This window comes from Methylobacterium oryzae, from assembly GCF_036441375.1.
Lineage (GTDB): Bacteria > Pseudomonadota > Alphaproteobacteria > Rhizobiales > Beijerinckiaceae > Methylobacterium > Methylobacterium oryzae_A.
On the sequence record NZ_MLCA01000009.1, the window covers coordinates 61967 to 83807 of the forward strand.

The window sequence follows — 21841 nt, forward strand, 5'->3', positions numbered from 1 at the left end:
CGGGAGCCGTCAGGCCGCACGGTCCGCCACCGGTTCGGCCGCGACAGCGCCGCGGATGGCGGGTCCGGCGCGCCCGAACCGCGCGTAGAGCGCCGGCAGCACCACCAGGGTCAGGAGCGTCGCGCTGATCAGGCCGCCGATCACCACGGTGGCGAGCGGCCGCTGGACCTCGGCGCCGGTGCCGGTGGCGAGCGCCATCGGCACGAAGCCCAGGGAGGCGACCAGCGCGGTCATCGCCACCGGCCGCAGCCGGGTGAGGGCGCCCTCGCGGATCGCCGCCCGCAGCGGCCGGCCCTCGGCGACGCGCTGCTTGATGAAGGTCAGCATCACGAGGCCGTTGAGCACCGCCACCCCCGAGAGCGCGATGAACCCGACCGCGGCCGGCACCGAGAGCGGCATCCCCCGCAGCCACAGGGCCGCGATGCCGCCGGTGAGCGCCAGCGGCACCGCGCTGAACACCAGCAGCGCGTCCCGCGCGCCGCCCAGCGCCGAGGCGAGCAGCAGGAAGATCAGGAAGAAGCACACCGGCACCACCACGGCGAGCCGCGCCTGGGCCAAGGCGAGGTTCTCGAACTGGCCGCCCCAGCTCACCGAGGCGCCCGCCGGCAGTATCACCTGGGCGGCGACCTTCGCCTGCGCCTCCGCCACCAGCGAGCCGATGTCGCGCCCGCGGACGTTGGCGGTGACCACGACCCGGCGGCGGCCGTTCTCGCGGCTGATCTGGTTCGGCCCCTCGCTCACCGAGAACTGCGCCACCTGCCGCAGGAGCACGGAGGCGGCCCTGCCGTTCGCGCCCGGGGGCAGGGGGACCGGCAGGTTCTCCAGGGCCTCCCGGTCCTCGCGGACCTGATCGGTCAGGCGCACGACGATCGGCACGCGCCGGTCGCCCTCGAACACGAAGCCGGCGTCCCGACCGCCCATGGCGGCGCCGATCACGTCCTGGATCGCCCCGGTGCTCAGGCCCAGCCGCGCCGCCTCGGCCCGGTCGATCCGGATCTCGAAGACCGGCAGGCCGGCGATCTGCTCGACCTTCACGTCGTCGGCGCCGGGGATCCCGCGCAGGATCGCGGCGATCCGGTTGGCGGTTTCCAGCATCGGCTCGAAGGCGTCGCCGAACACCTTCACGGCGAGGTCGCCCCGGGTCCCGGCCAGCAGCTCGTTGAAGCGCAGCTGGATCGGCTGGGAGAACTCGTAGACGTTGCCGGCGAGCTCGCCTAAGGCCGCCTCGATCCGCTCCTGCAGTTCGGCCTTCGACAGGCTCGGGTCGGGCCAGTCCGCCTGCGGCTTGAGCATCACGAAGGTGTCGGACGCGTTCGGCGGCATCGGGTCGGTGGCGACCTCGGCGGTGCCGGTCTTCGAGAATACGTAGGCGACCTGCGGGAACTTGGCGATCGCCCGCTCCACCTTGAGCTGCATCGCCTGCGACTGCGTCAGGGAGGTGGACGGGATCCGGGTGGCGTTGAGGGCGATGCTCTTCTCGTCGAGCTGCGGGATGAACTCGGTCCCGAGCCGGGTGGCGAGCAGCCCGGCGCCCGCGAGGAGGAGCAGCGCCGCCCCGACGAACGGGGCGGGCGCCCGGATCGCCGCGGCGAGGAGGGGCCGGTAGAGCGCCTTCAGTCCCCGGATGAGGGGGTTCTCCGCCTCGGTGACCCGGCCGGTGAGGGCGACGGCGATCAGGGCCGGCACGAAGGTCAGCGACAGCACGAAGGCCGAAGCCAGGGCGAGGAGGACGGTCAGCGCCATCGGCTGGAACATCTTGCCCTCGACACCCGTGAAGGTCAGGAGCGGGACGTAGACCAGCATGATGATCGCCTGCCCGTAGAGGGACGGCTTGATCATCTCCTCGGCCGAGTCCCGCACGGTCTCCAGGCGCTCCTCCGGCACGAGCGGCCGCCCCAGGGCGCGCTGCCGCTCGGCGAGGTGGCGGAGCGCGTTCTCGGTGATGATCACCGCCCCGTCGACGATGAGCCCGAAATCGAGCGCGCCGAGGCTCATCAGGTTGGCCGAGATCCTCCCCTCGACCATGCCGGTCACGGTCATCAGCATGGCGACCGGGATGACCAAAGCGGCGATCAGCGCCGCCCGGATGTTGCCGAGCAGCAGGAACAGGACGACGATCACGAGGGCCGCGCCCTCCGCGAGGTTCCTGCCGACCGTGCGGATCGTGGCCTCGACGAGCTGCGTCCGGTCGAGGACGGTCTGGACGACGATGCCGGGGGGCAGGGCGCGCCGGATCTGGTCCATGCGGGCGTCGACGGCGGCCGCCACCGTGCGGCTGTTCTCGCCGATCCGCATCAGGGCGGTGCCGATGACGGTCTCCCGCCCGTTCTCGCTCGCCGAGCCGGTGCGCAGGTCGCGCCCGATCCGCACCGTGGCGACGTCGCGGATCCGCACCGGCACGCCGCCGCGGCTCGCCACCACGACGTCGGCGATCGCCTCCGGGCCCTCCAGCCGGCCGGCGGCGCGGACCACATAGCTCTCGCCGTTGTCCTCCAGGTAGCGGGCGCCCTGGTTGGCATTGTTGGCCTGGAGCGCCCGGGCGATATCCGCGAAGGAGAGGTCGAGGGCGGTCAGCTTCGTGGGGTCCGGCTGGACGTGGTACTGCTTCTCGAAGCCGCCGATCCCGTCGACGCCGGCGACGCCCGGAACCGACTTGATCTGCGGCCGGATGATCCAGTCTTGGACCGTGCGCAGGTAGGCGACCTGCTCCAGCTCCGTCCGGAGCGCCTGCCCCTCCGGGGTCCGGTAGCTCCCGTCCGGCTGCCAGCCCGGCCGGCCCGCCGGCACGGCCGCGCGCTCGGAGGGCGGCGCGTACTGGACCGACCACATGTAGATCTCGCCGAGGCCGGTGGAGATCGGGCCCATCCGCGGCTCGACCCCGGAGGGCAGGTCCTCCCGCACCTGGGCGATGCGCTCGGCGACCTGCTGGCGGGCGAAGTAGATGTCGAGGGACTCGGCGAACACCGCGGTGATCTGCGAGAAGCCGTTGCGCGAGAGCGAGCGGGTGTATTCGAGGCCCTTGATACCGGCGAGCGCCGTCTCGACCGGGTAGGTGACCTGCCGCTCGACGTCGGCCGGCGACAGGGACGGGGCCAGGGTGTTGATCTGGACCTGGTTGTTGGTGATGTCGGGCACCGCGTCGATGGGCAGCCGCGCGAGCGCGGCGGCGCCGAAGCCTGATGCCAGCAGCACGAGGAGCAGCACCAGCCAGCGCTGGCGGACCGAGACGGCGAGGATGCGGCTGATCACGGTGCGCTCCTCAGTGGTCGTGGCCGGCGTCGGCCTTGCCGAGCTCGGCCTTCAGCAGGAACGCGTTGCCGACCGCGATCTCGGCGCCGGGCTCCAGCCCGGCGGTGACCTCGTAGGCCTCGTCGTCGGACCGGCCGAGGGTGACCGGCCGCTTCTCGAACCCCTCGGCCGTGCGCACGAAGACGACGCTCCGGCCCTCGATGGTCTGGACGGCCGCCTTAGGGATCCGGACCGGGACCGCGTCCTGCGCGATCTCGACCTCGGCGGTGACGAAGGTGCCGGGCCGCCACGCGAGGTCCGGGTTCGGGAGGGTGACGACCACCCGGGCCGAGCGCGTGTCGGGGTTGAGGAAGGGGCTGACGAAGATCACGCGGCCCTCGGCGTGGCGCCCCGTCTCGCCCGTCCGGCCGGGCGTGACCGTGACGCGGGCGCCCTCCCGGACCTGGGCGAGGTCGAGGGTCGGCACCGACAGCTCGATCCAGACCGTGGAGAGGTCCGCCACCGTGTAGAGGTCGGCCGGATCGCCCTCCTTGCCGACCGCCGTGCCGACATCGACCTTGCGCTCGACGATGCGGCCGGCGAGCGGCGCCCGGAGGGGATAGCGGCGCAGGGTCGACTGGTTCGGCGTGGCCTCGTCGCGCTTCTGGGCGGCCGCCACCTCGGCGGCGTCGAGACCCAGGGCGGAGAGCTTCTGGCGGGCGAGGTCGACCCGGAGCCGGTTCTCCAGATAGGCGGCGCGGGCGGTCTCGAAGGCGGCCTCCGAGGCGCTGCGCGAGGCGAGCAGCTTCTGCTGGCGCTCGAAGTTGATCGTCTGCAGCTCGGCCTGGACCTGGGCGGTGAGGTACTCGCTCTTGGCGTCGGCGACCTCGCGGCTGTCGAGGATGGCGACGACCTCGTTCGCCTGCACGGCGTCGCCGAGGCGCTTGCGCATCTCGGCGACGGTCCCGACCACCCGGGCCGGGACCCGGGCGATCCGGTCGGTGTCCGGCGTGATCGTGCCGGGGACGAGGAGGTGGCGCGCCAGCGTGCCGCCCGCGACGGGCCGGGTGACGATGTCCTGGCCGGCGACCTGGTCGGGCCGCATCCGGATCGTGCCCGCCTCGTCGGCCTCGTCGGCGCCGTGCGCATGGTCGTGCGCGTGATCGGCGCCCGCGCGCGGATCGGGCGCGACCCTCGGCCGGTCCGGCGCGGCGGCCGCGTAGCGATGATCGTGGTCGTCGGCCGGGGCCCGGGCGAGCCCGGCGGCCGCGAGGGTCTGCCGGAGGCGGTCGGGCAGGGTGGGGACGGCGGGGATTGCGGCGCTGAGGGCGATGCCGGCGGCCAGGAGTGCCGCGGCGGCGGCCACGGACAGGACGATGCGCATGGGAAAGCTGCTCGGCCGGGACGGCGGGGTGCCGCGCGCGGCGGTCCCGGGAGGTCCCGTTCAGGTGTCACGTGAGGGCGAACCCGGAGCCGGTTCGGAATCCGGGCGGAGCGCCGCCTGCGGGCGGCGTCAGCTCACGCGCGCGGAGGCCGCGGCAGCCGGTCGGGACTGACGGAAGGGTGGACCTGGGCGAGGGCGCCCGGCAGCAACCGGCCCGGGGCGGCCGGGGGCGCGAACTCGGTCGCCTCCAGCCGGGCCGCCTGATGGCAGCCGCAATGGAGGTGCTCCGAGAGGCCGGGATCGGCCGCCGCGGGGGCCGCCGGCGCGTCGAGGGCCGGGCCCTGGCTCCGGTCGTGATGGCCGCCCGCGTGGAAGGCGAGATCCGCCGCGAGGCCGGCGCCCGGGGCGGCGACGGCCAGCGTCAGGACGAGCGCGAGCGTGCGGGCGACGAGCGCCCACCAGCCCCGCGCCCCGGCCGGGCGCCTATGCCGAACCCCGAAGGTCATCGCGGCCCTTATGGTCCATCCGAGGCCGGAGGCACAAGGTCCGTCGACCGGGGGCCGCACCCGCTCAGGCCGCCAGCTTGAGGACCCAGTTGTAGAAGTCAGCCCAGGTCTCGGCCGGGGCCGGCGGCTCCGCGGCGGGCGACCGCTCGGGCTCGGTCACGGCCTGGGCGCGGACATCCCGGGGCGCGCAGCCGAACTCCGCGCGGAAGGCCTGGGTGAAATGCGCGGGGCTCTCGAAGCGCCAGCGATACGCCACCTCGGAGATGCGGGCGAAGCGCCCGTCGCCGGCGGCGAGGTCGCGATAGGCACGGGCGAGCCGGCGCTGCCGGATGTAGCCGGACACGCCCCCGAGGGGGACGAACAGCCGGTACAGGGCGCTGCGCGAGACGCCGAACCGCCGCCCGACCGTCTCGGCGCTCAGGTCCTCGGAGGCCAGCTCGGCCTCGATGTAGCGCCGGATCGCGACGAGCAGCGGCGCCCGCTCGGGCGGCTGGCCGCCTTCGTCCTGCGGGAGGCCAAGGGTCGCCGCCCCGAGCAGCGCGGCCGTGGCCTCCGCCGCCGCCGCGGCCTCCGGCTCCGAGAACCCGGCCGCGTGCGCGCTCAGGGAGCGCAGATGGTCGTTGACCATCCGGCCGAACGGGGACGTGCCCCGGATCACCGACCCGTGCAGGGCGTCGAGGGCGCTCTGCCGGGACCCGAAGAGCGGGCGCGGCAGCACCACCGTGATGGCCTCGTAATCCGTGGAGGCGGCGGAGAGCGGCTGCGACAGGTCGAACAGGCAGACGTCGCCGGGGGCGCAGTCCCGCTCCCGGCCCCCGATCGTGAGCCTCGACTGCCCGGAGACGCGCATATGGGCGACGATGTGATCGATCCCCATCCGGGCCGTCAGAGCCCGCGCGCGCTCGAACCGGAGCCCGGAGGCGCGGGCGCTGCAGACGATCGCGGTGCCGAGGTGCCGGACCCGGGACTGCCCGCGGAAATCGGACAGGTCCTCCCGGCGGATCGTGAAATCCCAGAACGGCGCGACGGCGTCGCGCCAATCGTCGGCCTGACGATGACCCGGGCTCTCGCCCGTGAGCTGCAGGATCGGTTTCGGTCGCATCGCCCGCGTCGGTTCTGACCGGGCGCAGCCCGGTCACGGCGACAGTATGGCGATTCTGCCTGCCCAGAAAAGTGGCACTCCGTTCCAATCACCGGACTCTGGGCTTCCACCTTGTCGCGGTCTCACGACGGCGCGGCCGGAGGCCGGAAACGGACCGTCCCGCAGGCCGGGTGGCCGCGGGACGGGAAGTTGCACGGTCGTGAGGATCGAGGGCTTCGACCCTCGTGGTTAACCGGAGATTACCGACCGCTCGGAGCCGCGCCGCTGCCGGTGGCGCCGTTGCCGGTGCTGTTGTCGCCCGCGGGGGCGCCGGGGGACGAGGTGTTGCCGTTGGGCGTGCTCTGCGCGGCGGCCATCCCGGCGCTTCCTGCCACCAGGGCGAGGGCGAGCAGGGCGGATTGAACGGTGCGGCTGGTCATGGCTCTCCTTGGGTCCCGATCGGGCTCTCGACGTGCCGGCCCATGCCGGCGATGTCTGGAGAACCGACGCCCGGCGCAGCCCGTTCCCGCAGAGGCCCGGCCGGCGCGAATCGGCCGCAGTCCGCCCTGGACCGTGCGCCGGGAACACCCGCCGGGCCCCCAAGCTTGTCCGAGGGTCGAGACCGGGAGCGTGGCGTGAAGGTGTTCCGGATCATGCAGGCGGCGACGGGGGCGATCCTGTGGAGCGGTTCGGCGCTCGACCCGTTGACGGCCCTCGACGCGATGGCGCGCGCCGCCGGCTTCCGCGACCGCACCCGGATCCCGACTCATCTGCGGGCCGGCGGCCTCCACATCGAGGAACTGCAGCCCTGATCCGCGCCGCGCCGGCGGACGTATCCGGAGGGAGACCATGACCAAGCTGTTCATCGCGCAGGTGCGCGACGCGGGCGGCGAGCGGCCGCTCGTGACGGTCCGGGCCGAGGCCGAGGGCGAGGCGCGCCTGTTCCTGTCGGCCGCCTATCCGGACGCCGAGATCGCCCAGGTCGTCGAGCCCGGCGACTGGACGAGCGACGCCGATACCGGATCCCGGGCCGGCGACGTCCGGGAGCATCCCGGCGTCGCGTGGCAGGCTCCCTCCAGCCTGGCGGGCTGAGGCGCGTCCGCCGGGGCGGAGAGCCGGCACCGGAGAACCGGGCGATGCCGACAAGTCGAGCGATGCCGTTCACGCGTCCGCAGGGCTCCGGACCGAGGGTACCGCATGCATTCCGCCGATCCGACAGCGCGCCTGTTCGCGGCCGGGGCCGCCCTGACCGGCACCGGGATCCTGATGTGCCGGACCGAGCCGTCCTGGGACGGGATCCTGATCGGCCTGTTCTGTCTCGGGCTCTGGGCCCTCGGAACTTGCGCGGCGCGGCCGGGACGTCCGGCGCGGCCCGCGCCGGCGAGGCGGCCCATCGTGCTGGAGGCGATCGTCGTCGAGACGCCCCGGTCCCCGCCGGAACTGCTGCCCGCACCCCGGCCCGCGGCGGCCCGGGACCGCACCCCGTCGGGATTCTCCCGCCTGCCGGAGGTGCCGACGCATCGGCAGCGCGTGGTCGAGCGCCACACGCGGAAGCGTGGCTAGGCGCGATCGATCGTGACGCGCCGGTCGCGAGCTTCTGCCGCACCGCCGATCCCGGTCTCAGCGCGTTGCCCGCAGCCACTCAGGAGATCAGCATGGCCGACAAGTCCGACGTGACGACCTACACGGTGAAGCAGGCCCTGGCCGCCAAGGTGGCCGACCACATCGAGATCGCGGTCGAGGCGCAGGACGGCACGAAGCTCAAGCTCGTCGCCACGGCCGATCAGCTCGATGCCCTCGTGGGCGACTTGGAGACGATCCTGGACGCCGACGACGCGGAGGGCGAGGCGGCCTGAACGGTCCCGACCCGGACCTGACCCGGAACCGCGTCGGCGCGCCGAGGCGGTTCCGGGCACGGTGCTCACCGCACGAGCGGCCACCCGCGCGAATCCCGCGCGGACGGCCCGAAAAGGTCGCTGGTGGCGAGCGCGCGCGGCGGCACGCAAGATCGTCCGCGGCCCGGACGGATCTGGTATGGATCGCGCCCGACGCGTCGAACCCAGGAGGGCCGATGTTCCGCGGCGTCCCCGCCATCCGAGCCGGCAGATCGCCGGCGCCCGGGATCCTGCTGCGCCACGCCGGCCCCGGTGGCGCGCCAGCACCGTGACCGGACGGGAGATCGCCATGGCACTGCCCGAGACCCCCGCGCCCTACCGGCTGCAATGCGTGGTCCACCGCGAGAGCGCCGGGGGCATCATCATCCACGACGAGCAGATTCCCGGCCCCCTCGAGGAGGCGGCGGTCACCGCCGCGAAGGCGCGCTTCGCGCAGCTGCGCGCCGGACGCGCGGGCTCGGCGGCCCTGCGTGATCCCGCCGGCCGGGTCGTCTGGTCGGCCCGGCACGACGCCCCGGCCCCCGGCGCGGCGGGATCCGCGTCCCGTTAGGTTCCCGCCGGTCGATTGCCGCGCAGCGCGTCAGGTGAGGTGGCGCGGCTCCAGATCGATCACCGGTCCGCCCACGTCGAAGAACTCGTCCTCGTACGGGAGCGCTTCTTCCAGTTCCTCACCGTCGCGCCGCCCGAACGGGATGAGCGCGGACAGGATTCCGAGGCAGAGTGCGCCGGCAACGAAGGCAATCAGGATCGCGATGCTCATGGCGGAACACTCGGGCGCGGCCGGCGGCGGAATCGGGCCACCGGAAGACTAAGGCCGGGTTCCCGCCCGCCGCAATCGAAATCGCCGCCGGCGCGGCCCGGATCGCCCCACCGCCGACTCGAAGCGTCGCCGCAGGATCTCGCCCACCTTCGCCGGGAAGAGCGGGCGGCGGCACCCGGTCGCTGAGAGCGTCCGGGTGATTCGGCGCGAACTCACTGCGGCGCCGACACCTGATCCTGCTGGTGGTCGACCGCGTCGCGGATGCCGCGACCGGCCATGAGGATCTCGGTCATGAAAGCCGCGATCGCCGCGACGGTGCAGACCAGCGCCGCCCCGAAGCAGGCGAACAGGACGGACGCGGTCGCCGCGTCGCGCAGCGCGCCGACGAACAGCGTCAGCACGGCCAGGCCGATCAGGCCGCCCGCCAGCGAGGCCAGGACCACCGCCACGTCCAGCACGAAGGAGCGCCGCCGCAGGAAGGTCAGGCGGCGGGAGAGGCGGGCGGCCTCGGCTTCCGTCGCCCGCGCGGCCTCCGCCGAGAGGCTGTCGACCTTGTCGGAGATCCGGCCGAGGCGGGTCGAGAACACGTTGAGCAGCGTCGCCAGCGCCGAGAGCAGGAAGGCGGGCGCGAGCGCCACCTGGATGATGTGGGCGATGCTGTCGGGTTCGGTCGCGCTGAGGGAGAAGCCGAACATCGGCGGGCTAGGCGCGCGGACGCGTCACGTGCCGACCCCGCCGGCGACCGGGACGGTCGGCGGCGACGCGGTGCGACGGACCGGGCGGATCACCACAGGAGCCCCTCCGCCTGCAGCCCGGCCACCAGCAGGAACAGCGCCGAGAGGAACGCCACCGCGAGGTACGGGGCCGGCGTGTCGGTCACCGGAACCCCCCGACCGGCGCGGGGCCGACATCTCCGATCCTGAGCCGGGCCCCGAGGGCCGGCATCGAAGGCAGCGCGACGGGGTGCATGCGCGTCTCCTGAAATCTCCACCGACGACGCCGGCAGATAGGGCCTGCGGCGCGCCGGGAAAGCCGCGCTCGCCGCACCGGCCCGTGCGCGGCGGCTTCTCCACAGGGATCGGCTGCGGCGGCTCCGCGCCGGCGCGCCGGCGCCGTTCGCCGACGAGATCTACCGGCCCCCAGGAGATCGATCCGGTCCGGGCGGCGCGACAAGACTCGGCCGCGCGCGCCGAAGACCCGCACCGGATCGGACGCAGGATTCATCTGCGCAGATCCGCGGGTGCGAGCGCGAATAGACGCGGCGCCGATGCGCGGACGCCTCCGGCACCACCGCGATACGGGGCCGGATCGGGCGACATCTGCGGCACCGCCCGCGGGCGGTGCCCGGGCACGGACAGGGGCCGGACGTAAATTAATGTTAACCGCTCGCGGGATCGCGATCGGGCTTGCGGGGCGCCGGCCGGTAGGATCTATTAAATCTCGAAGCTTCCTGGTTGGTCCTGGGAACGTTCACCAACAAACTGAAGCCCCGTCCGCTCGCGCGCGACGGGGCATTTTGTTTCCGGACACATTCGGATACGAGTTCTCTTCTTCGGTTCGGTGGTTCGAGTTCGCGACGTGCTCCAACGCACCTCGCTGGTTCGGCTCGAAAGCCGCGATTCCGGGCTGTTGCAGCGATGCACTATCGCCCCGGCGCGTCCTGGCGTTCTGTCCGCCCCGCACACATCCCGTCCAACGGGAGACAGAGGACCAGATGATCAAGAAGCTTCTTCTCGCGAGCGCCGCCACGGCCCTGCTGACCGGCGCCGCCTCGGCCGCCGACCTGCCGCGTCGCGCCGCCCCGCCGCCGGTGTTCACCCCCGTCCCGGTCTTCACCTGGACCGGCGCCTACTTCGGTATCAACGCCGGCTACGCCTTCGACGCCAGCAGCAACAACACCAACAGCTTCGGCGTGCCCGCCCCCTACGGCAACGGCACCACCGCCTTCTTCAGCCAGCGCAACCAGGAAGGCTTCTCCGGCGGTGGCCAGGTCGGCTACAACTTCCAGTTTACCCCGGGCTCCGGCATCGTCGTCGGCGTCGAGGCCGACGCCCAGTACCTCGACTTCGGCCGCAGCCGGAACAACGCCTTCCTGGTCGGTCCGCTGGCTCCCGGCTACTACGTCACCGACCCGCGCGGCCTCTCCAGCCTCGACTTCTTCGGCACCGTCCGCGGCCGCATCGGTTACGCCTTCGACCGCGTGCTGTTCTACGGCACCGGCGGCTTCGCCTACGGCTCGGGCAGCGCCGACCGCTCCTTCGGCGGCTTCGCCGGCAACGACAGCTTCCGCACCGGCTACGCGGTCGGCGGCGGCATCGAGTACGCTCTGCCCACCGACTCGTTCCTGAACTTCTTCCGTTCGAACGCCGTGACGCTCAAGGTCGAAGGTCTGTACGTCAACCTCGACCGCAACACCCGCAACCAGGGCGCGTTCGTCATCAACGCCGCCAACAACTTCCCGGTGGTGTACAACAACATCGGCCGCCGCGACGACGAGTTCGCCGTCATCCGCGCCGGCCTGAACTACAAGTTCGGCTCGTACTAAGGTCCACGCGCGATCGCGCCCCCCCGCGGCGCGGGGGGCTGCGTCCCGGTCACCGGGACAGCGCGGGTCCCTGGACAGGCCGCATCCTCTCTCGACCTGAGCATCCCCAGCCCGATCAAACTGGCCGCTTGAGCCGAGGAGCGTCCCGGGAATCCTTCCCGGGACGTCTTGCGTTGGGGCGCCGGCCCGCCGCGTCATGCCTCAGGCGTGGACCGCGTGCTCCAGCTGCGCCTTCGACATCCGCGACCGGCCGGGCACGTTCTGCGCCCGGGCCTTGCGCATGAGTTCGGCCTTCGTCGTCTCCGACTTGCCGGACGTCTTGCCGGCCCCCTTGCCCGACGACGCACCCTTGCCGGAAGCCTTGGCGGCGGACTGGCCGTCCTCGCGCGCCGCGGCGGCCTTCTCGGCGGCGGCCTTCGGCTGCTTCGAGAACTGCTTGCCCTTGCGGGTGTCGGCCCGCTTCTTGGCCGTGCTGGCGGCGTACTCCTTATCGGTCAGGCTCTCGCGGGCCTTCTTGGGCAGGTAGCGCTCGCCGGTCTTGCCGCTCTCCTGGCCCGACTTCGTGCCCCACTCCTCGTCGGTCCATTGCTGAAGATGGTTGTCGGCCGCCTTCTTGCCCGCGTAGCCGCCGCCTTCCTTCTTGTATTCGGCGGTCGCGATCTGCGCCTTGCGCGCCGACCACTGACCAGCCTTTCCGCCCTTCTCAGACTTCGTGACCTGCGTCTTGACCTTCTCCCACAGTTTGGGGTCGGTCTTCTTGGCAGTTCCTGACATCGGCGCGCCTCGCGAAAAGATTCGGCAGACAACACCGGCCCTGCGGCCGTGTTCCTGCGGCGCGTTCGCCCCGCCCGGGCGCTTCGCCCACCCGACCCGCGCACGGCGACCGCCGTCGCCGGATACGCCGGCCGCCTGACGGGTTGGCCGTCAGGGGATCGGCCGCGCGGTCCGATCCGCCGGAGGGCTCCGTCGCGGCGCGCGGCGGCGCCCGTGGAGCAACCCCATCGCGCGGGATCAGAGCCATGGCCGACGTGCCGGACGACACCCAGGCCCAGCGGATGCCTCACGGCAAGCCGAAGAGTGCGGGCTTGGCCAACGCGCCCCTCGACACCGCCACCGGCACGGTCAAGCCGCAGGACGGTCCGATGGAGCGGGCCGGCACCGAGAAGGAGGAAGCGCGCCGGGGCGGGACCAGCCTCGGGGCGGAGCGCGACCGGCCGGGGGGCGGCGCTTGAGCGCGATCCGCCCGGAACCAGCACATGAGAGAGGAAGACGCGGCATGCAGATCCGGCACAAGCCCCTGCGCGAGCAGGTGATCGTCATCACCGGCGCCTCCAGCGGGATCGGCCTCGCCACGGCCCGGGCGGCCGCCCGCCGCGGCGCCCGCGTCGTGCTGGCGGCCCGGAACGCCGCCGCCCTCGACGGCATCGTCCACGACCTCCAGGAGCACGGCGGCGAGGCCCGGGCGGTGGTGACCGACGTCTCCAGCCGCGCGGATGTCGAGGCGCTGGCCGCCGAGACCGTGCGCGCCTACGGCGGCTTCGACACCTGGGTCAACAATGCCGGTCTCTCGATCTTCGGCCGCCTCGAGGAGGTCTCGGACGAAGATCACCGGCGGCTGTTCGACGTCAATTTTTGGGGGATCGTCTACGGGTCGACGGTGGCGCTGCAGCACCTGAGGCCGACCGGCGGCGCGCTCATCAACCTGGGCTCGGTCGCCTCCGACCTCGCCTTCCCGATCCAGGGCATGTACTCGGCCTCGAAGCACGCGATCAAAGGCTTCACGGACGCGCTCCGGATGGAGCTCCAGGAGGAGGGCGCTCCGGTCTCGGTGACGCTCATCAAGCCGGCCTCGATCGACACGCCGTTCCCGGAGCACGCCAAGAACTACATGGCGCAGGCGCCGAAGCTGCCGCCGCCGGTCTACGATCCCGCGGACGTCGCGGAGGCGATCCTCTACGCCGCGGAGCACGGGCCGCGCGACCTCTATGTCGGCGGCGGCGGCAAGCTGATGAGTTCGCTGCGCAAGCGGGTCCCGGTGGTGACCGACTGGATGGGGGCCCAGGTGGTTTCGAGGACCCAGAAGGGGGGCGTGGCCGGCAAGGATCGGGACGGCGCCCTCCACGCGGCCGGGCGCGACGGCGCCGTGCGCGGCGGCTCGCCCCACCACGTCATGCGCAGCGCCTACACGCAGGCCTCGATCAACCCCGTCCTGACCGGGATCCTGCTGGCCGGCGCCACCGCGGCCGCGGCCGCCTTCCTGGGCCGCGCCGAGCGGCGCTAGAGCCTTGCCGTGACGCGCCTCCCGCCGGAGCGGCATCCGCTTCGGCGGAGAGGAGTCCCGCGCGGATACCGGCCGGAATGTTTGTTTCCAGACGATTATGGCGGAGGTCAGCCCACATTCAGGCTCGAGGACCATCCTGTCGAAGTCTTGCGCCGGGCCGTACCGGCGCGACACCGAACAGAAGGTCTGATGATGCACGTGAAGATGATCGCGGCCGCCACGGCTGTCGTCGGCGGCCTCGGCCTGGCCTCCGCCGGTGCGGCGCCCCTGGCGCCCACCGGCGCAGCGACGCTCACCGGCCCCGCCGCGGTCAGCACCGTCGCCTTCGGCTGCGGCCCCGGCTGGGCGCCGGGCCCGTACGGGCGCTGCCGGCCGATCTACCGGCGGCCGCGCTTCTACGGCCCGCACTGCATCTTCCGCCCGACTCCGTGGGGACCGCGGCGCGTCTGCCGCTGATGACGCGCATCGCGGCGCAGGCACGCGCGGGCACGCGGTGGTCCGGCGCCGATCGCGGCGCCGAACCGTGACACGGCCCGCGGGTTGATCCAGGGGCAGGTCCCGTCTCCGAGGAGGCGGTGGCCTGCCCCTTCCCATCGGTGGCAGGCGCGCGGATCGGGTGGGGGGACGGTGCGTCCGGCCCCTGTTCGCTCCGGCCGCCGGCGGCGCCGGGGAAGCCACGCCCGGGACCGCGGTCGGTCCCGCTCCGGTTGGACATGGCCATGGCCCAGGATCAGAGCGGCGGCGCGAACCCCTCGGCGGCGGAACAGGCGGCGGCCGAGCGCGTCGCCCGCAAGCGCCTCGGCCCGGACGGCTGCCCGGAGCCGGCGCCCGACCCGCGATCGCCGGCCGGACAGGCCCGCGGGACGGAGACTCCGGCGCCGGGAAATCGCGCCGCCGGACGTCCCCGAGGCGGCCGGTAGCGGCGCGCCATCGGCCCGAGAGGCGTCCCGAGGCTCCTGTGCCTGGACGCGGGAATAAACCCCGTCGCCGCCCGGTTCCCAAATCTGTGGCACACCGCTGCAGGCTGGAGCACCAGGGCAGGGACCCCATGGCTTCGCAGGCTCTCGACGGGGCGGGCTCGACCCGGCCGCCGGCATGACGACCCTATGACGACCCTGGCGCGGGCGCGCTTCAGCCAGCTCGTTCTCCCGCGCCTGGACGAGGGCTACCGGCTCGCGCACTGGCTCACCGGCAACGCCACCGACGCCGAGGACGTGATGCAGGAGGCGTGTCTGCGCGCCTACCGGGCGATCGAGGGGTTCGCCGAGGGGAATGCCCGGGCGTGGTTCCTGACTATCGTCCGCAACACCGGCTATTCCTGGCTGCAGCGGCACCGGCCGCGGGCGGTGGTCTTCGCCGAGGATCTCGCCCCCGAGGCCCGCGCCGAGCTGGAGATCGGGGGCGCCCTGGCCGAGGCCCCGGAGACGCCCGAGGCGACCCTCATCGCCCGCGACGATGCCGGGCAGCTCGCCCGGGCGGTCGAGGCCCTGCCGGTGCCCTTCCGCGAGGCGCTGGTCCTGCGCGAGTACCACGGCCTCAGCTACCGCGAGATCGCCGCGGTGACGGATGTCCCGATCGGGACCGTGATGTCGCGCCTCGGCCGCGCGCGGCAGCACCTGCTTGCACGGCTCGCGAAGGACGGGCGATGACCGACGACGAGACACTCCTGCTCCTCAGCGCCTACGCGGACGGCGAGCTGTCGCCCGGCGAGGTCCTGGCCATGGACCGCCGTCTGGCGGCGGACCCCGATGCGCGGGCGATGGCCGAGCGCCTCCGCGACCTCTCGGGCACCCTGCGCGCGACTCTCGCGGGCCCGCCCGCCCCGGAATCCCTGCGGGCGCGCGTGATCGAGCAGATCGGCTTCTTCGACCCGCCCCAGTCCCACAATCGCCTCGGAGGCCCGCTCGGGTCCCGGCTCGGATCGTGGCTCGAGTCCTGGAGCGGAACTTGGCGCGGATCCTGGCAAGCGCTGGCCGCGACGCTGCTCCTCGGTCTCGTCGGCGGGGCCGGGCTCGGCGGCGGGGCCGTCTATCTCGACCGCCCCGGCGGCGCCCCGGATACCGGCGAGGTCGTGCTCGCCGGCCATCTCCGCGGCCTTGCGGCCCCGCAGCCCTTCGACGTCGCCTCCTCGGACCGGCACGTGGTGAAGCCCTGGTTCAACGGCCGGACCACCATCGCGCCCGAGGCCCCCGACCTGTCCGACAAGGGCTTCCCGCTGGTCGGCGGCCGGGTCGACATCGTCGGCGGCACGCCCGTGCCGACCCTGGTCTATCGCCGCGACCGGCACGTCATCAGCGTCACGGTGATCCCCGCCGCCGACGGCCCCGCGGCCGGCGAGGAGCGGCGCGACGGGTCGACGATCGAGCGCTGGCGCCTCGGCGACCTCACCTACTGGGCCGTCTCGGACCTCAACCGGCGCGACCTGCGCACCTTCGTCGACCTGTTCCAATCCCGGACCGGGGGACCGCCCGGATGAGGCGGGAATATCGGCGGTCAATATCGGGTTATTACTGATATCGTGATGTCGATCCGGCGAGGGTCCCAGCGTGATCAGTCAGTCACACCTGAACACCCGCGGAGCCGAAAATGTATCCGAGATCGGCGCCGCGCAGGAGCGGCGCTCCCAGGCCGGCGGCGCCCCGGCCTTCCCGGACCCGTCGCTCGTGGAGGCGGCGCTCCACCTCCTGGCGGAGCATCTCGAGCAGGGGCTGGCGGTGACCGACCGGTACGGGCGGGCCCATTTCCTGAACCGCGCCGCGCGGGCCTTCGTCGCGCGGGGCCTTCTGTGCCTCGAGCATGGCGGCCTGCGCGGCGCGGCGCCCGCGGACAGCGCGGCTCTGCGCCGGGTCATCGCCCGCTGCGCCGCGGGCCACCGCGGCGGCTCGGTCCGCCTGGAAGGCGCGGGCGGGACACTCCTGGTCGCCGCCTCCGCGCTTCCCGGAACACTCGGCCCGATCGCCGAGGGCGCCGTTCTCCTGCGCCTCATCGACCCCGGGACCCCGCGCCTGCCGGATCCCGGTATCCTGCAGGATCAGTTCGGCTTCACGCCCGCAGAGGCGGCCCTGGCGGTCGACATCCTGGCCGGGAACGACCTCGCAGCGAGCGCGACGCACCGCGGGATCACCCGGAACACGGCGCGCGTGCACCTGCGCCACCTCTTCGAGAAGACGGGGACGCGCCGTCAGGCCGAATTGATGCGCCTGCTCCTGCTCTGCCCGCAGCCGATCGCGGACGCCTAGCGCGGGCCGGTAAAAATATTCGCCCCATGCGCGCACGTTAATCCGAACGGAGGATGCGAGTATTCCACAATAAAGCGACGCTGATCCGGCCGATCGTGGACGAACCACGGATCTTTCGGCGCAACGGAGGCTGGATCATGATCCTCTCTTTCCTCAAATCCGTCCGGAACAACCGTGTGGCCGCGCGAAATCTTCGGATTCTGTCGGCCCTCGACGACGAGATGCTGAGCGATATCGGCCTCGACCGTCGCACGCTCCGCGCCTTCTGCGAGAACGGCTGCTCGCACGTGCCGCCCGCGCCGAGCCAGGCCGAGGCGTCCCGGGCGACCGTGATGCCCGGAGCGCTCGGGATCGCCTTCCGCTGAACGCCTCCAGCCACGCCCCGAGCCGCCCGCGACCCGGCCGAAGCGCTCAGATCTCGACGCAGATCTTGCCGAAGTGGCGGTTGCTCTCCTGGTGGCGGAACGCCGCGACGAGGTCGTCGAGGGGGAAGCGGCGGTCGATGACCGGCCGCAGCCCGCAAGCGTCGATGCCGCGGATCATCTCGATCTGGTGGCGCCGGCTGCCGACCAGCACGCCCTGCAGCCGGATCTGCTTCAGGAGCGCCGGCACCAGCGGCAGCTCGCCCGCGACGCCCGAGAGGATGCCGATCACCGAGATGTGGCCGGCGACCCGCACGGCGGCCATGGACTGCTCCAGCGTCGCCGGCCCGCCGACGTCGAGGACGTGGTCGACGCCGCGCCCGTCGGTCAGGCGCCGGGCGGTCTCGCCCCAGGCCGGGTCGGCGCGGTAGTTGATGACGTGGTCGGCGCCGAGCCCGCGCAGGCGCTCCAGCTTGTCGTCGCTGGAGGAGGTGGCGATCACCGTGGCACCCGCCGCCTTGGCGAATTGCAGGCCGAACAGCGACACGCCGCCAGTGCCCTGCACCAGCACCACGTCGCCGCTCTTCAGGCCGGCATCGGCGTGCAGCGCCCGCCACGCGGTCAGCGCGGCGGTGGTGAGCGTCGCCGCCTCGGCGTGGTCCCAGCCCTTCGGGGCGCGGGTGAAGGCGGCGGCGGGCGCGGTGACGCGCGCCCGGGCGTAGCCGTCGACGCCGTCGCCCGGTACGGTGGCGAAGCCCTCGACGAGCGGCGTGCCCTCCAGCCAGGTCGGGAAGAACGTGCTGACCACCCTGTCGCCCACGGCGAATTCGGTCACGCCCGGCCCCACGGCCTCGACGTCGCCGGCGCCGTCGGACATCGGGACGCGCGGCTCGCTCGGGCCCCACATCCCGCTGACCACCGCGTAGTCGTGGTAATTGAGGGAGCTCGCCCGCAGGCGGACGGTGATCGCCCCGGCCCCGGGCTCCGGCACGGGCCGCTCGCCGAAGGTCACCGCGTCGAAGCCGCCGCCGGGCTGGACGATGACGGCCCGCGCTGTCGATCCGGTCATGACGCACCTGTCGCTCCGCGGCCTCGGCCGCCGGGAGGCGGACACTGGCAGGCCCCGCGCGCCGCGTCGAGACGGTGGAGCCGGGCCGTCCGCCGCGGGGCCGGGGAGGGCGGCCCGCGACCGCAACCCCTTCCCGCCCGCGCCGCCCTTGCCGCTGCGCCGCGCCGGCGCCAAGGTCACGGATCGCATCCCGTCCCCGGAAGGAGGCAGTCCGTGTCGACCGAGCGCGTCGTTCTGACCGAAAGCATAGCGCCGACGGCGTCCAAGATCTTCGCGCAGGCCGGGATCGGCGCCGTCCGGCAAGTGTCGCGCGCGGTCAGCGCCGCGGACGCCGGTGAGCTGGCCGACGTCACCGTCCTCGGCATCCGCTCGCGCACGCAGGTCACCGCCGCGCTTCTCGACGCCCTGCCCGATCTCGCCGCCATCGGCTGCTTCAGCGTCGGGACCAACCAGGTCGACCTCGAGACGGCGCGCGCCCGCGGCCTGCCCGTCTTCAACGCGCCGTTCTCGAACACGCGCAGCGTCGCCGAACTCACGATCGGCGAGATCGTGATGCTGCTCCGGCGCATCGTGCCGCGCTCGGTCGCGGCCCATGAAGGCGGCTGGGACAAGTCGGCCACCGGCGCCTTCGAGGTGCGCGGCAAGACGCTGGGCATCGTCGGCTACGGCAATATCGGCGCGCAGCTCTCGAACCTCGCCGAGGCGATGGGCATGCGCGTCATCTTCTACGACCTCACCGACAAGCTGCGCCACGGGAATACCGAGCCGGCCGAGAGCTTCGAGGCCCTGCTCGCCTTGAGCGACGTGGTCAGCCTGCACGTCCCGGAGACGCCGCTGACCCACGGGCTGATGGGCGCGGACCGGATCCGCGCGATGAAGCCGGGCGCCTACCTGATCAACAACAGCCGCGGCACGGTCGTGGACCTGGACGCCCTGGCGGCGGCGCTGCGCGACGGGCACCTCGCCGGGGCCGCGATCGACGTCTTCCCGGTGGAGCCGACATCCAACGCCGAGCGCTTCGTCTCGCCGCTCCAGGGCATCCCGAACGTCATCCTCACCCCCCATGTCGGCGGCTCGACCGAGGAGGCCCAGGACCGCATCGGCGCGGAGGTGGCCCGCAAGCTGGTCGACTACGTCCAGACCGGCTCGACGCTGGGCGCCGTGAACTTCCCGCAGGTCCAGCTGCCGCCGCGCCTGTCCGGCGCGCGCTTCCTCCACGTGCACCGGAACGTGCCCGGCGTGCTCGGGCAGATCAACGCGATCTTCTCGGGCCGGTCGCTCAACATCGACGCGCAGTACCTGCAGACGGACGGCGAGTTCGGCTACGTCGTGGTGGACGCGTCGGTGCCGCCGGGCGAGGCGGACGCGGTGCTCCGCGCGCTGCGGGCCATCGACGGCACGGTGCGGACGCGCCACCTCCGGCCGAAGGCGTAGGGGTTCCGCCCGCCGCGCTGGACGTCGGCTACAGGGCGCGACCGGCCCCTCTCCCGCTCGGGAGAGGGGACCCGCGCGATCCTGGACGCGTGGGTCGTCACGCCCGCAGGGACGGGTTCGGCGCGGACACGACGCCCCGGCGCCCACCGGCCGGCGCCCCGCCGGTCACTGTCGCGGCAGGGTGTGCAGCGCCCTCAGGAAGGCATCGACCTCCGCGCGGGTGTTGTAGAAGGCGAGCGAGGCCCGCACCGACTGGTCGACGCCGAACCGGCGCAGGGCCGGCAGGGCGCAGTGGTGGCCCGAGCGCACCGCGATGCCGTGCGCGTCGAGGTGGTGGGCCACCGCCGCGTTCGTCTGCCCCGCGATCACGAAGGACAGCACGCTCGCCTTCTCCCAGGCCGTGCCGATCAGGCGCAGGCCCTTCACGTCGGCCAGCCCGTCCTGCGCGTAGTCCAGGAGGTCGTGCTCGTAGGCGGCGATCGCCGGCATGCCGATGCCCGCGAGGTAGTCGAGCGCCGCCCCGAGGCCGACCGCCCCGGCGATGTCGGGCGTGCCGGCCTCGAACTTCTCGGGGGCACCCTTGTAGACGGTCCGCGCGAAGGTGACGTCCTCGATCATGTGGCCGCCGCCCTGCCAGGGCGGCATCGCCTCCAGCAGGTGCGTCTTGCCGTAGAGCGCGCCGATCCCCGTCGGCCCGAACACCTTGTGGCCGGAGAAGACCAGGAAGTCCGCGTCCAGGGCCTGCACGTCCAGCGGCATGTGCGGCGCGGATTGCGCCGCGTCGACCAGCACCGGCACCCCGTAGGCGTGGGCGAGCTGGATGATCTCCCGCACCGGGTTCACGGTGCCGAGCGCGTTGGCCACCTGCGTCACCGAGACGATCTTGGTGCGGCCCGACAGGAGCGCCGCGTACTGCTCGAAGATAATCTCGCCGCGGTCGTTCACCGGGATCACCCGGATGGTCGCCCCGGTCTGCTGCGCCAGCAGCTGCCAGGGCACGATGTTGGCGTGGTGCTCGATGGTCGAGACGATGATCTCGTCGCCCGGGCCGATCTGGGCCCGGCCGTAGGAGTTCGCCACGAGGTTGATCGCCTCCGTGGTGCCGCGCAGGAAGACGATGTCGTCCTTCGTGGGCGCGTTGAGGAAGCGGCGCACCGCCTCGCGGCCGCCCTCGAACAGGTCCGTGGCGCGCGCCGCCAGGGTGTGGGCGGCCCGGTGGATGTTCGAGTTGTGCCGGGCGTAGAAGTCCGCGGTCGCGTCGATCACGGCCTGCGGCTTGTGGGTCGTCGCGGCGTTGTCGAGCCAGACCAGCGGGTGGCCGTTGACGCTCTGGTGCAGGGCCGGGAAATCCCGGCGGACATGCTCCACGTCGAAGGGCGCCGCCACCGGGCTCGAGCCCTGCGCGGCCAGGCGCGGCGCCGGGCCGGGATCGCGGGCCGGCTCCACCCGTGGGCTCGCCGGCGCCCTGCGGGCCGGGCCCGGTCCGAGGTTCAGGAAGTAGTAGTCGGCGGCCGGCGCCTCGGGGGCCCGGGACAGAGGGCCGGTCTCCGCGAAGCGCTCCTGCGCCGCGTCACCGCCGGCCTTCGACGGGTCGGCCGGCACACGGTGCGGGACGAGCGCTTGGGCGAAGGCGTGGGCGCGGGGATGGTCCGCGGCGATCTGCCGGAGCAACTCCGGACCGCCGGGGAGGGCGGCCGCCAGCGCCGGGGCACCGGCGAAGGAGAAGTCCGGCAGGGCGGGGCGCGGGCTCGCCGGGTGGACCGGCGGGATCGCCGTCACATCGGCGAAGGCCGGGCTGCCCGGCGCGAGGTTCGGCACGGTCGGGCCGGAGAGGCCCGGCAGGCCGATCGGCGGCGCCCCGAAGGAGCGCGCGCCGCCAGNGAGCGCGCTTGCACCGTGCCTGAGCCGGCCGGGCCGCGGGTGTCCGGACGGCCGGGCGCCCCCGAGGCTACGCCCGGACCGGGGGCCGCGCCGCGAGGCCGCGTTTCGCGGCGGCGGGATCCGGATGCGGCACGCAATCCCTACGACGAACAAGGAGAATGACCATGGGTGTTTTC

The 21841-nt window shown here is 73.3% G+C and carries 24 protein-coding genes; 14 read left to right on the forward strand and 10 right to left on the reverse strand.

What is annotated here, in order from left to right; translation table 11 throughout:
• Positions 1-9 precede the first annotated feature (9 nt).
• The 5 genes from MOTC310_RS17965 to MOTC310_RS17985 all read right to left on the reverse strand — a co-directional run bounded on the left by MOTC310_RS17965 (position 10) and on the right by MOTC310_RS17985 (position 6639).
• Positions 10-3249 carry an efflux RND transporter permease subunit gene (locus tag MOTC310_RS17965; RefSeq protein WP_331302785.1) on the reverse strand — a complete coding sequence of 1080 codons (3240 nt, stop codon included), beginning with the start codon at positions 3247-3249 and terminating at the stop codon, positions 10-12.
• 10 nt (positions 3250-3259) lie between these two features.
• Positions 3260-4612 (reverse strand): efflux RND transporter periplasmic adaptor subunit, encoded by a 1353-nt coding sequence (locus tag MOTC310_RS17970; RefSeq protein ID WP_331302786.1) that lies wholly within the window; start codon positions 4610-4612, stop codon positions 3260-3262.
• Between the two features lie 134 nt (positions 4613-4746).
• Positions 4747-5118 (reverse strand): hypothetical protein, encoded by a 372-nt coding sequence (locus MOTC310_RS17975; RefSeq protein ID WP_331302787.1) that lies wholly within the window; start codon positions 5116-5118, stop codon positions 4747-4749.
• Positions 5119-5182: 64 nt separating this feature from the next.
• The gene (locus tag MOTC310_RS17980; RefSeq protein WP_331291593.1) at positions 5183-6220 is read right to left on the reverse strand and encodes an AraC family transcriptional regulator; all 1038 of its coding nucleotides are present in this window, start codon (positions 6218-6220) and stop codon (positions 5183-5185) included.
• Positions 6221-6459: 239 nt separating this feature from the next.
• Positions 6460-6639: a hypothetical protein gene (locus MOTC310_RS17985; protein WP_020095106.1), complete on the reverse strand. Its 180-nt coding sequence runs from the start codon at positions 6637-6639 to the stop codon at positions 6460-6462.
• A 195-nt stretch (positions 6640-6834) separates the two neighbouring features.
• Here MOTC310_RS17985 and MOTC310_RS17990 point away from each other — a divergent pair, with 195 nt between their 5' ends.
• The 5 genes from MOTC310_RS17990 (at position 6835) to MOTC310_RS18010 (ending at position 8644) form a co-directional block, all read left to right on the forward strand.
• A complete protein-coding gene (locus MOTC310_RS17990) occupies positions 6835-7011 on the forward strand; it encodes a hypothetical protein (RefSeq protein ID WP_331291594.1) in 177 nt (58 codons plus the stop codon).
• A 37-nt stretch (positions 7012-7048) separates the two neighbouring features.
• Positions 7049-7291 (forward strand): hypothetical protein, encoded by a 243-nt coding sequence (locus MOTC310_RS17995; RefSeq protein ID WP_331291595.1) that lies wholly within the window; start codon positions 7049-7051, stop codon positions 7289-7291.
• 105 nt (positions 7292-7396) lie between these two features.
• A complete protein-coding gene (locus MOTC310_RS18000) occupies positions 7397-7762 on the forward strand; it encodes an energy transducer TonB (RefSeq protein WP_331302788.1) in 366 nt (121 codons plus the stop codon).
• A 92-nt stretch (positions 7763-7854) separates the two neighbouring features.
• Positions 7855-8055, forward strand: a complete 201-nt coding sequence (locus MOTC310_RS18005) for a hypothetical protein (RefSeq protein WP_331291597.1) — start codon at positions 7855-7857, stop codon at positions 8053-8055.
• 328 nt (positions 8056-8383) lie between these two features.
• Complete coding sequence (locus tag MOTC310_RS18010; RefSeq protein ID WP_331291598.1) at positions 8384-8644, forward strand: hypothetical protein; 261 nt, start codon at positions 8384-8386, stop codon at positions 8642-8644.
• Between the two features lie 30 nt (positions 8645-8674).
• Here MOTC310_RS18010 and MOTC310_RS18015 read toward each other — a convergent pair whose 3' ends face one another.
• Positions 8675-8854, reverse strand: a complete 180-nt coding sequence (locus MOTC310_RS18015) for a hypothetical protein (RefSeq protein ID WP_331291599.1) — start codon at positions 8852-8854, stop codon at positions 8675-8677.
• A 212-nt stretch (positions 8855-9066) separates the two neighbouring features.
• On the reverse strand, positions 9067-9549 hold the full coding sequence (locus MOTC310_RS18020; protein WP_331291600.1) for a DUF2721 domain-containing protein: 483 nt from the start codon (positions 9547-9549) through the stop codon (positions 9067-9069).
• A gap of 1019 nt (positions 9550-10568) precedes the next feature.
• On the opposite strand from MOTC310_RS18020, the gene MOTC310_RS18025 reads away from it, so the two are divergent.
• Complete coding sequence (locus MOTC310_RS18025; RefSeq protein WP_331291601.1) at positions 10569-11399, forward strand: outer membrane protein; 831 nt, start codon at positions 10569-10571, stop codon at positions 11397-11399.
• Between the two features lie 201 nt (positions 11400-11600).
• On the opposite strand, the gene MOTC310_RS18030 is transcribed toward MOTC310_RS18025, so the two are convergent.
• Complete coding sequence (locus MOTC310_RS18030; protein ID WP_331302789.1) at positions 11601-12173, reverse strand: hypothetical protein; 573 nt, start codon at positions 12171-12173, stop codon at positions 11601-11603.
• Positions 12174-12418: 245 nt separating this feature from the next.
• On the opposite strand from MOTC310_RS18030, the gene MOTC310_RS18035 reads away from it, so the two are divergent.
• The 7 genes from MOTC310_RS18035 to MOTC310_RS18065 all read left to right on the forward strand — a co-directional run bounded on the left by MOTC310_RS18035 (position 12419) and on the right by MOTC310_RS18065 (position 17284).
• Positions 12419-12631, forward strand: a complete 213-nt coding sequence (locus MOTC310_RS18035) for a hypothetical protein (RefSeq protein WP_331291603.1) — start codon at positions 12419-12421, stop codon at positions 12629-12631.
• A gap of 44 nt (positions 12632-12675) precedes the next feature.
• Complete coding sequence (locus tag MOTC310_RS18040; protein WP_331302790.1) at positions 12676-13680, forward strand: SDR family oxidoreductase; 1005 nt, start codon at positions 12676-12678, stop codon at positions 13678-13680.
• Between the two features lie 189 nt (positions 13681-13869).
• The gene (locus tag MOTC310_RS18045; RefSeq protein WP_331302791.1) at positions 13870-14136 is read left to right on the forward strand and encodes a GCG_CRPN prefix-to-repeats domain-containing protein; all 267 of its coding nucleotides are present in this window, start codon (positions 13870-13872) and stop codon (positions 14134-14136) included.
• Positions 14137-14786: 650 nt separating this feature from the next.
• Positions 14787-15329, forward strand: a complete 543-nt coding sequence (locus MOTC310_RS18050) for a sigma-70 family RNA polymerase sigma factor (protein ID WP_331302792.1) — start codon at positions 14787-14789, stop codon at positions 15327-15329.
• A complete protein-coding gene (locus MOTC310_RS18055) occupies positions 15326-16156 on the forward strand; it encodes an anti-sigma factor family protein (RefSeq protein WP_331302793.1) in 831 nt (276 codons plus the stop codon). The genes MOTC310_RS18050 and MOTC310_RS18055 overlap by 4 nt, the downstream gene beginning before the upstream one ends.
• A 70-nt stretch (positions 16157-16226) precedes the next feature.
• On the forward strand, positions 16227-16919 hold the full coding sequence (locus MOTC310_RS18060) for a helix-turn-helix transcriptional regulator (RefSeq protein WP_331302794.1): 693 nt from the start codon (positions 16227-16229) through the stop codon (positions 16917-16919).
• Between the two features lie 137 nt (positions 16920-17056).
• Entirely contained in the window at positions 17057-17284 is a 228-nt protein-coding gene (locus MOTC310_RS18065) for a DUF1127 domain-containing protein (RefSeq protein ID WP_331291608.1), read from the forward strand.
• A gap of 46 nt (positions 17285-17330) precedes the next feature.
• Here MOTC310_RS18065 and MOTC310_RS18070 read toward each other — a convergent pair whose 3' ends face one another.
• Positions 17331-18350, reverse strand: a complete 1020-nt coding sequence (locus MOTC310_RS18070) for a zinc-dependent alcohol dehydrogenase family protein (protein ID WP_331302795.1) — start codon at positions 18348-18350, stop codon at positions 17331-17333.
• A gap of 213 nt (positions 18351-18563) precedes the next feature.
• On the opposite strand from MOTC310_RS18070, the gene serA reads away from it, so the two are divergent.
• A complete protein-coding gene (gene serA, locus MOTC310_RS18075; protein ID WP_331302796.1) occupies positions 18564-19784 on the forward strand; it encodes a phosphoglycerate dehydrogenase in 1221 nt (406 codons plus the stop codon).
• A 165-nt stretch (positions 19785-19949) separates the two neighbouring features.
• Here serA and MOTC310_RS18080 read toward each other — a convergent pair whose 3' ends face one another.
• Positions 19950-21602 carry a family 2A encapsulin nanocompartment cargo protein cysteine desulfurase gene (locus MOTC310_RS18080; protein WP_331302797.1) on the reverse strand — a complete coding sequence of 551 codons (1653 nt, stop codon included), beginning with the start codon at positions 21600-21602 and terminating at the stop codon, positions 19950-19952.
• Positions 21603-21841: the final 239 nt, after the last annotated feature.

Excerpts from the sequence above, each read along its gene's own strand:
- MOTC310_RS17985 (WP_020095106.1), bottom strand. The coding sequence starts at position 6,639 with ATGACCAGCCGCACCGTTCAATCCGCCCTGCTCGCCCTCGCCCTGGTG.
- MOTC310_RS18030 (WP_331302789.1), bottom strand. The coding sequence starts at position 12,173 with ATGTCAGGAACTGCCAAGAAGACCGACCCCAAACTGTGGGAGAAGGTC.
- MOTC310_RS17975 (WP_331302787.1), bottom strand. The coding sequence starts at position 5,118 with ATGACCTTCGGGGTTCGGCATAGGCGCCCGGCCGGGGCGCGGGGCTGG.
- MOTC310_RS17995 (WP_331291595.1), top strand. The coding sequence starts at position 7,049 with ATGACCAAGCTGTTCATCGCGCAGGTGCGCGACGCGGGCGGCGAGCGG.
- MOTC310_RS18005 (WP_331291597.1), top strand. The coding sequence starts at position 7,855 with ATGGCCGACAAGTCCGACGTGACGACCTACACGGTGAAGCAGGCCCTG.
- MOTC310_RS17980 (WP_331291593.1), bottom strand. The coding sequence starts at position 6,220 with ATGCGACCGAAACCGATCCTGCAGCTCACGGGCGAGAGCCCGGGTCAT.
- MOTC310_RS18045 (WP_331302791.1), top strand. The coding sequence starts at position 13,870 with ATGATGCACGTGAAGATGATCGCGGCCGCCACGGCTGTCGTCGGCGGC.
- MOTC310_RS18070 (WP_331302795.1), bottom strand. The coding sequence starts at position 18,350 with ATGACCGGATCGACAGCGCGGGCCGTCATCGTCCAGCCCGGCGGCGGC.
- MOTC310_RS18020 (WP_331291600.1), bottom strand. The coding sequence starts at position 9,549 with ATGTTCGGCTTCTCCCTCAGCGCGACCGAACCCGACAGCATCGCCCAC.
- MOTC310_RS18035 (WP_331291603.1), top strand. The coding sequence starts at position 12,419 with ATGGCCGACGTGCCGGACGACACCCAGGCCCAGCGGATGCCTCACGGC.
- MOTC310_RS18055 (WP_331302793.1), top strand. The coding sequence starts at position 15,326 with ATGACCGACGACGAGACACTCCTGCTCCTCAGCGCCTACGCGGACGGC.
- MOTC310_RS18025 (WP_331291601.1), top strand. The coding sequence starts at position 10,569 with ATGATCAAGAAGCTTCTTCTCGCGAGCGCCGCCACGGCCCTGCTGACC.
- MOTC310_RS18040 (WP_331302790.1), top strand. The coding sequence starts at position 12,676 with ATGCAGATCCGGCACAAGCCCCTGCGCGAGCAGGTGATCGTCATCACC.
- MOTC310_RS18000 (WP_331302788.1), top strand. The coding sequence starts at position 7,397 with ATGCATTCCGCCGATCCGACAGCGCGCCTGTTCGCGGCCGGGGCCGCC.
- MOTC310_RS18065 (WP_331291608.1), top strand. The coding sequence starts at position 17,057 with ATGATCCTCTCTTTCCTCAAATCCGTCCGGAACAACCGTGTGGCCGCG.
- MOTC310_RS18010 (WP_331291598.1), top strand. The coding sequence starts at position 8,384 with ATGGCACTGCCCGAGACCCCCGCGCCCTACCGGCTGCAATGCGTGGTC.
- MOTC310_RS17970 (WP_331302786.1), bottom strand. The coding sequence starts at position 4,612 with ATGCGCATCGTCCTGTCCGTGGCCGCCGCCGCGGCACTCCTGGCCGCC.
- MOTC310_RS18015 (WP_331291599.1), bottom strand. The coding sequence starts at position 8,854 with ATGAGCATCGCGATCCTGATTGCCTTCGTTGCCGGCGCACTCTGCCTC.
- MOTC310_RS18050 (WP_331302792.1), top strand. The coding sequence starts at position 14,787 with ATGACGACCCTGGCGCGGGCGCGCTTCAGCCAGCTCGTTCTCCCGCGC.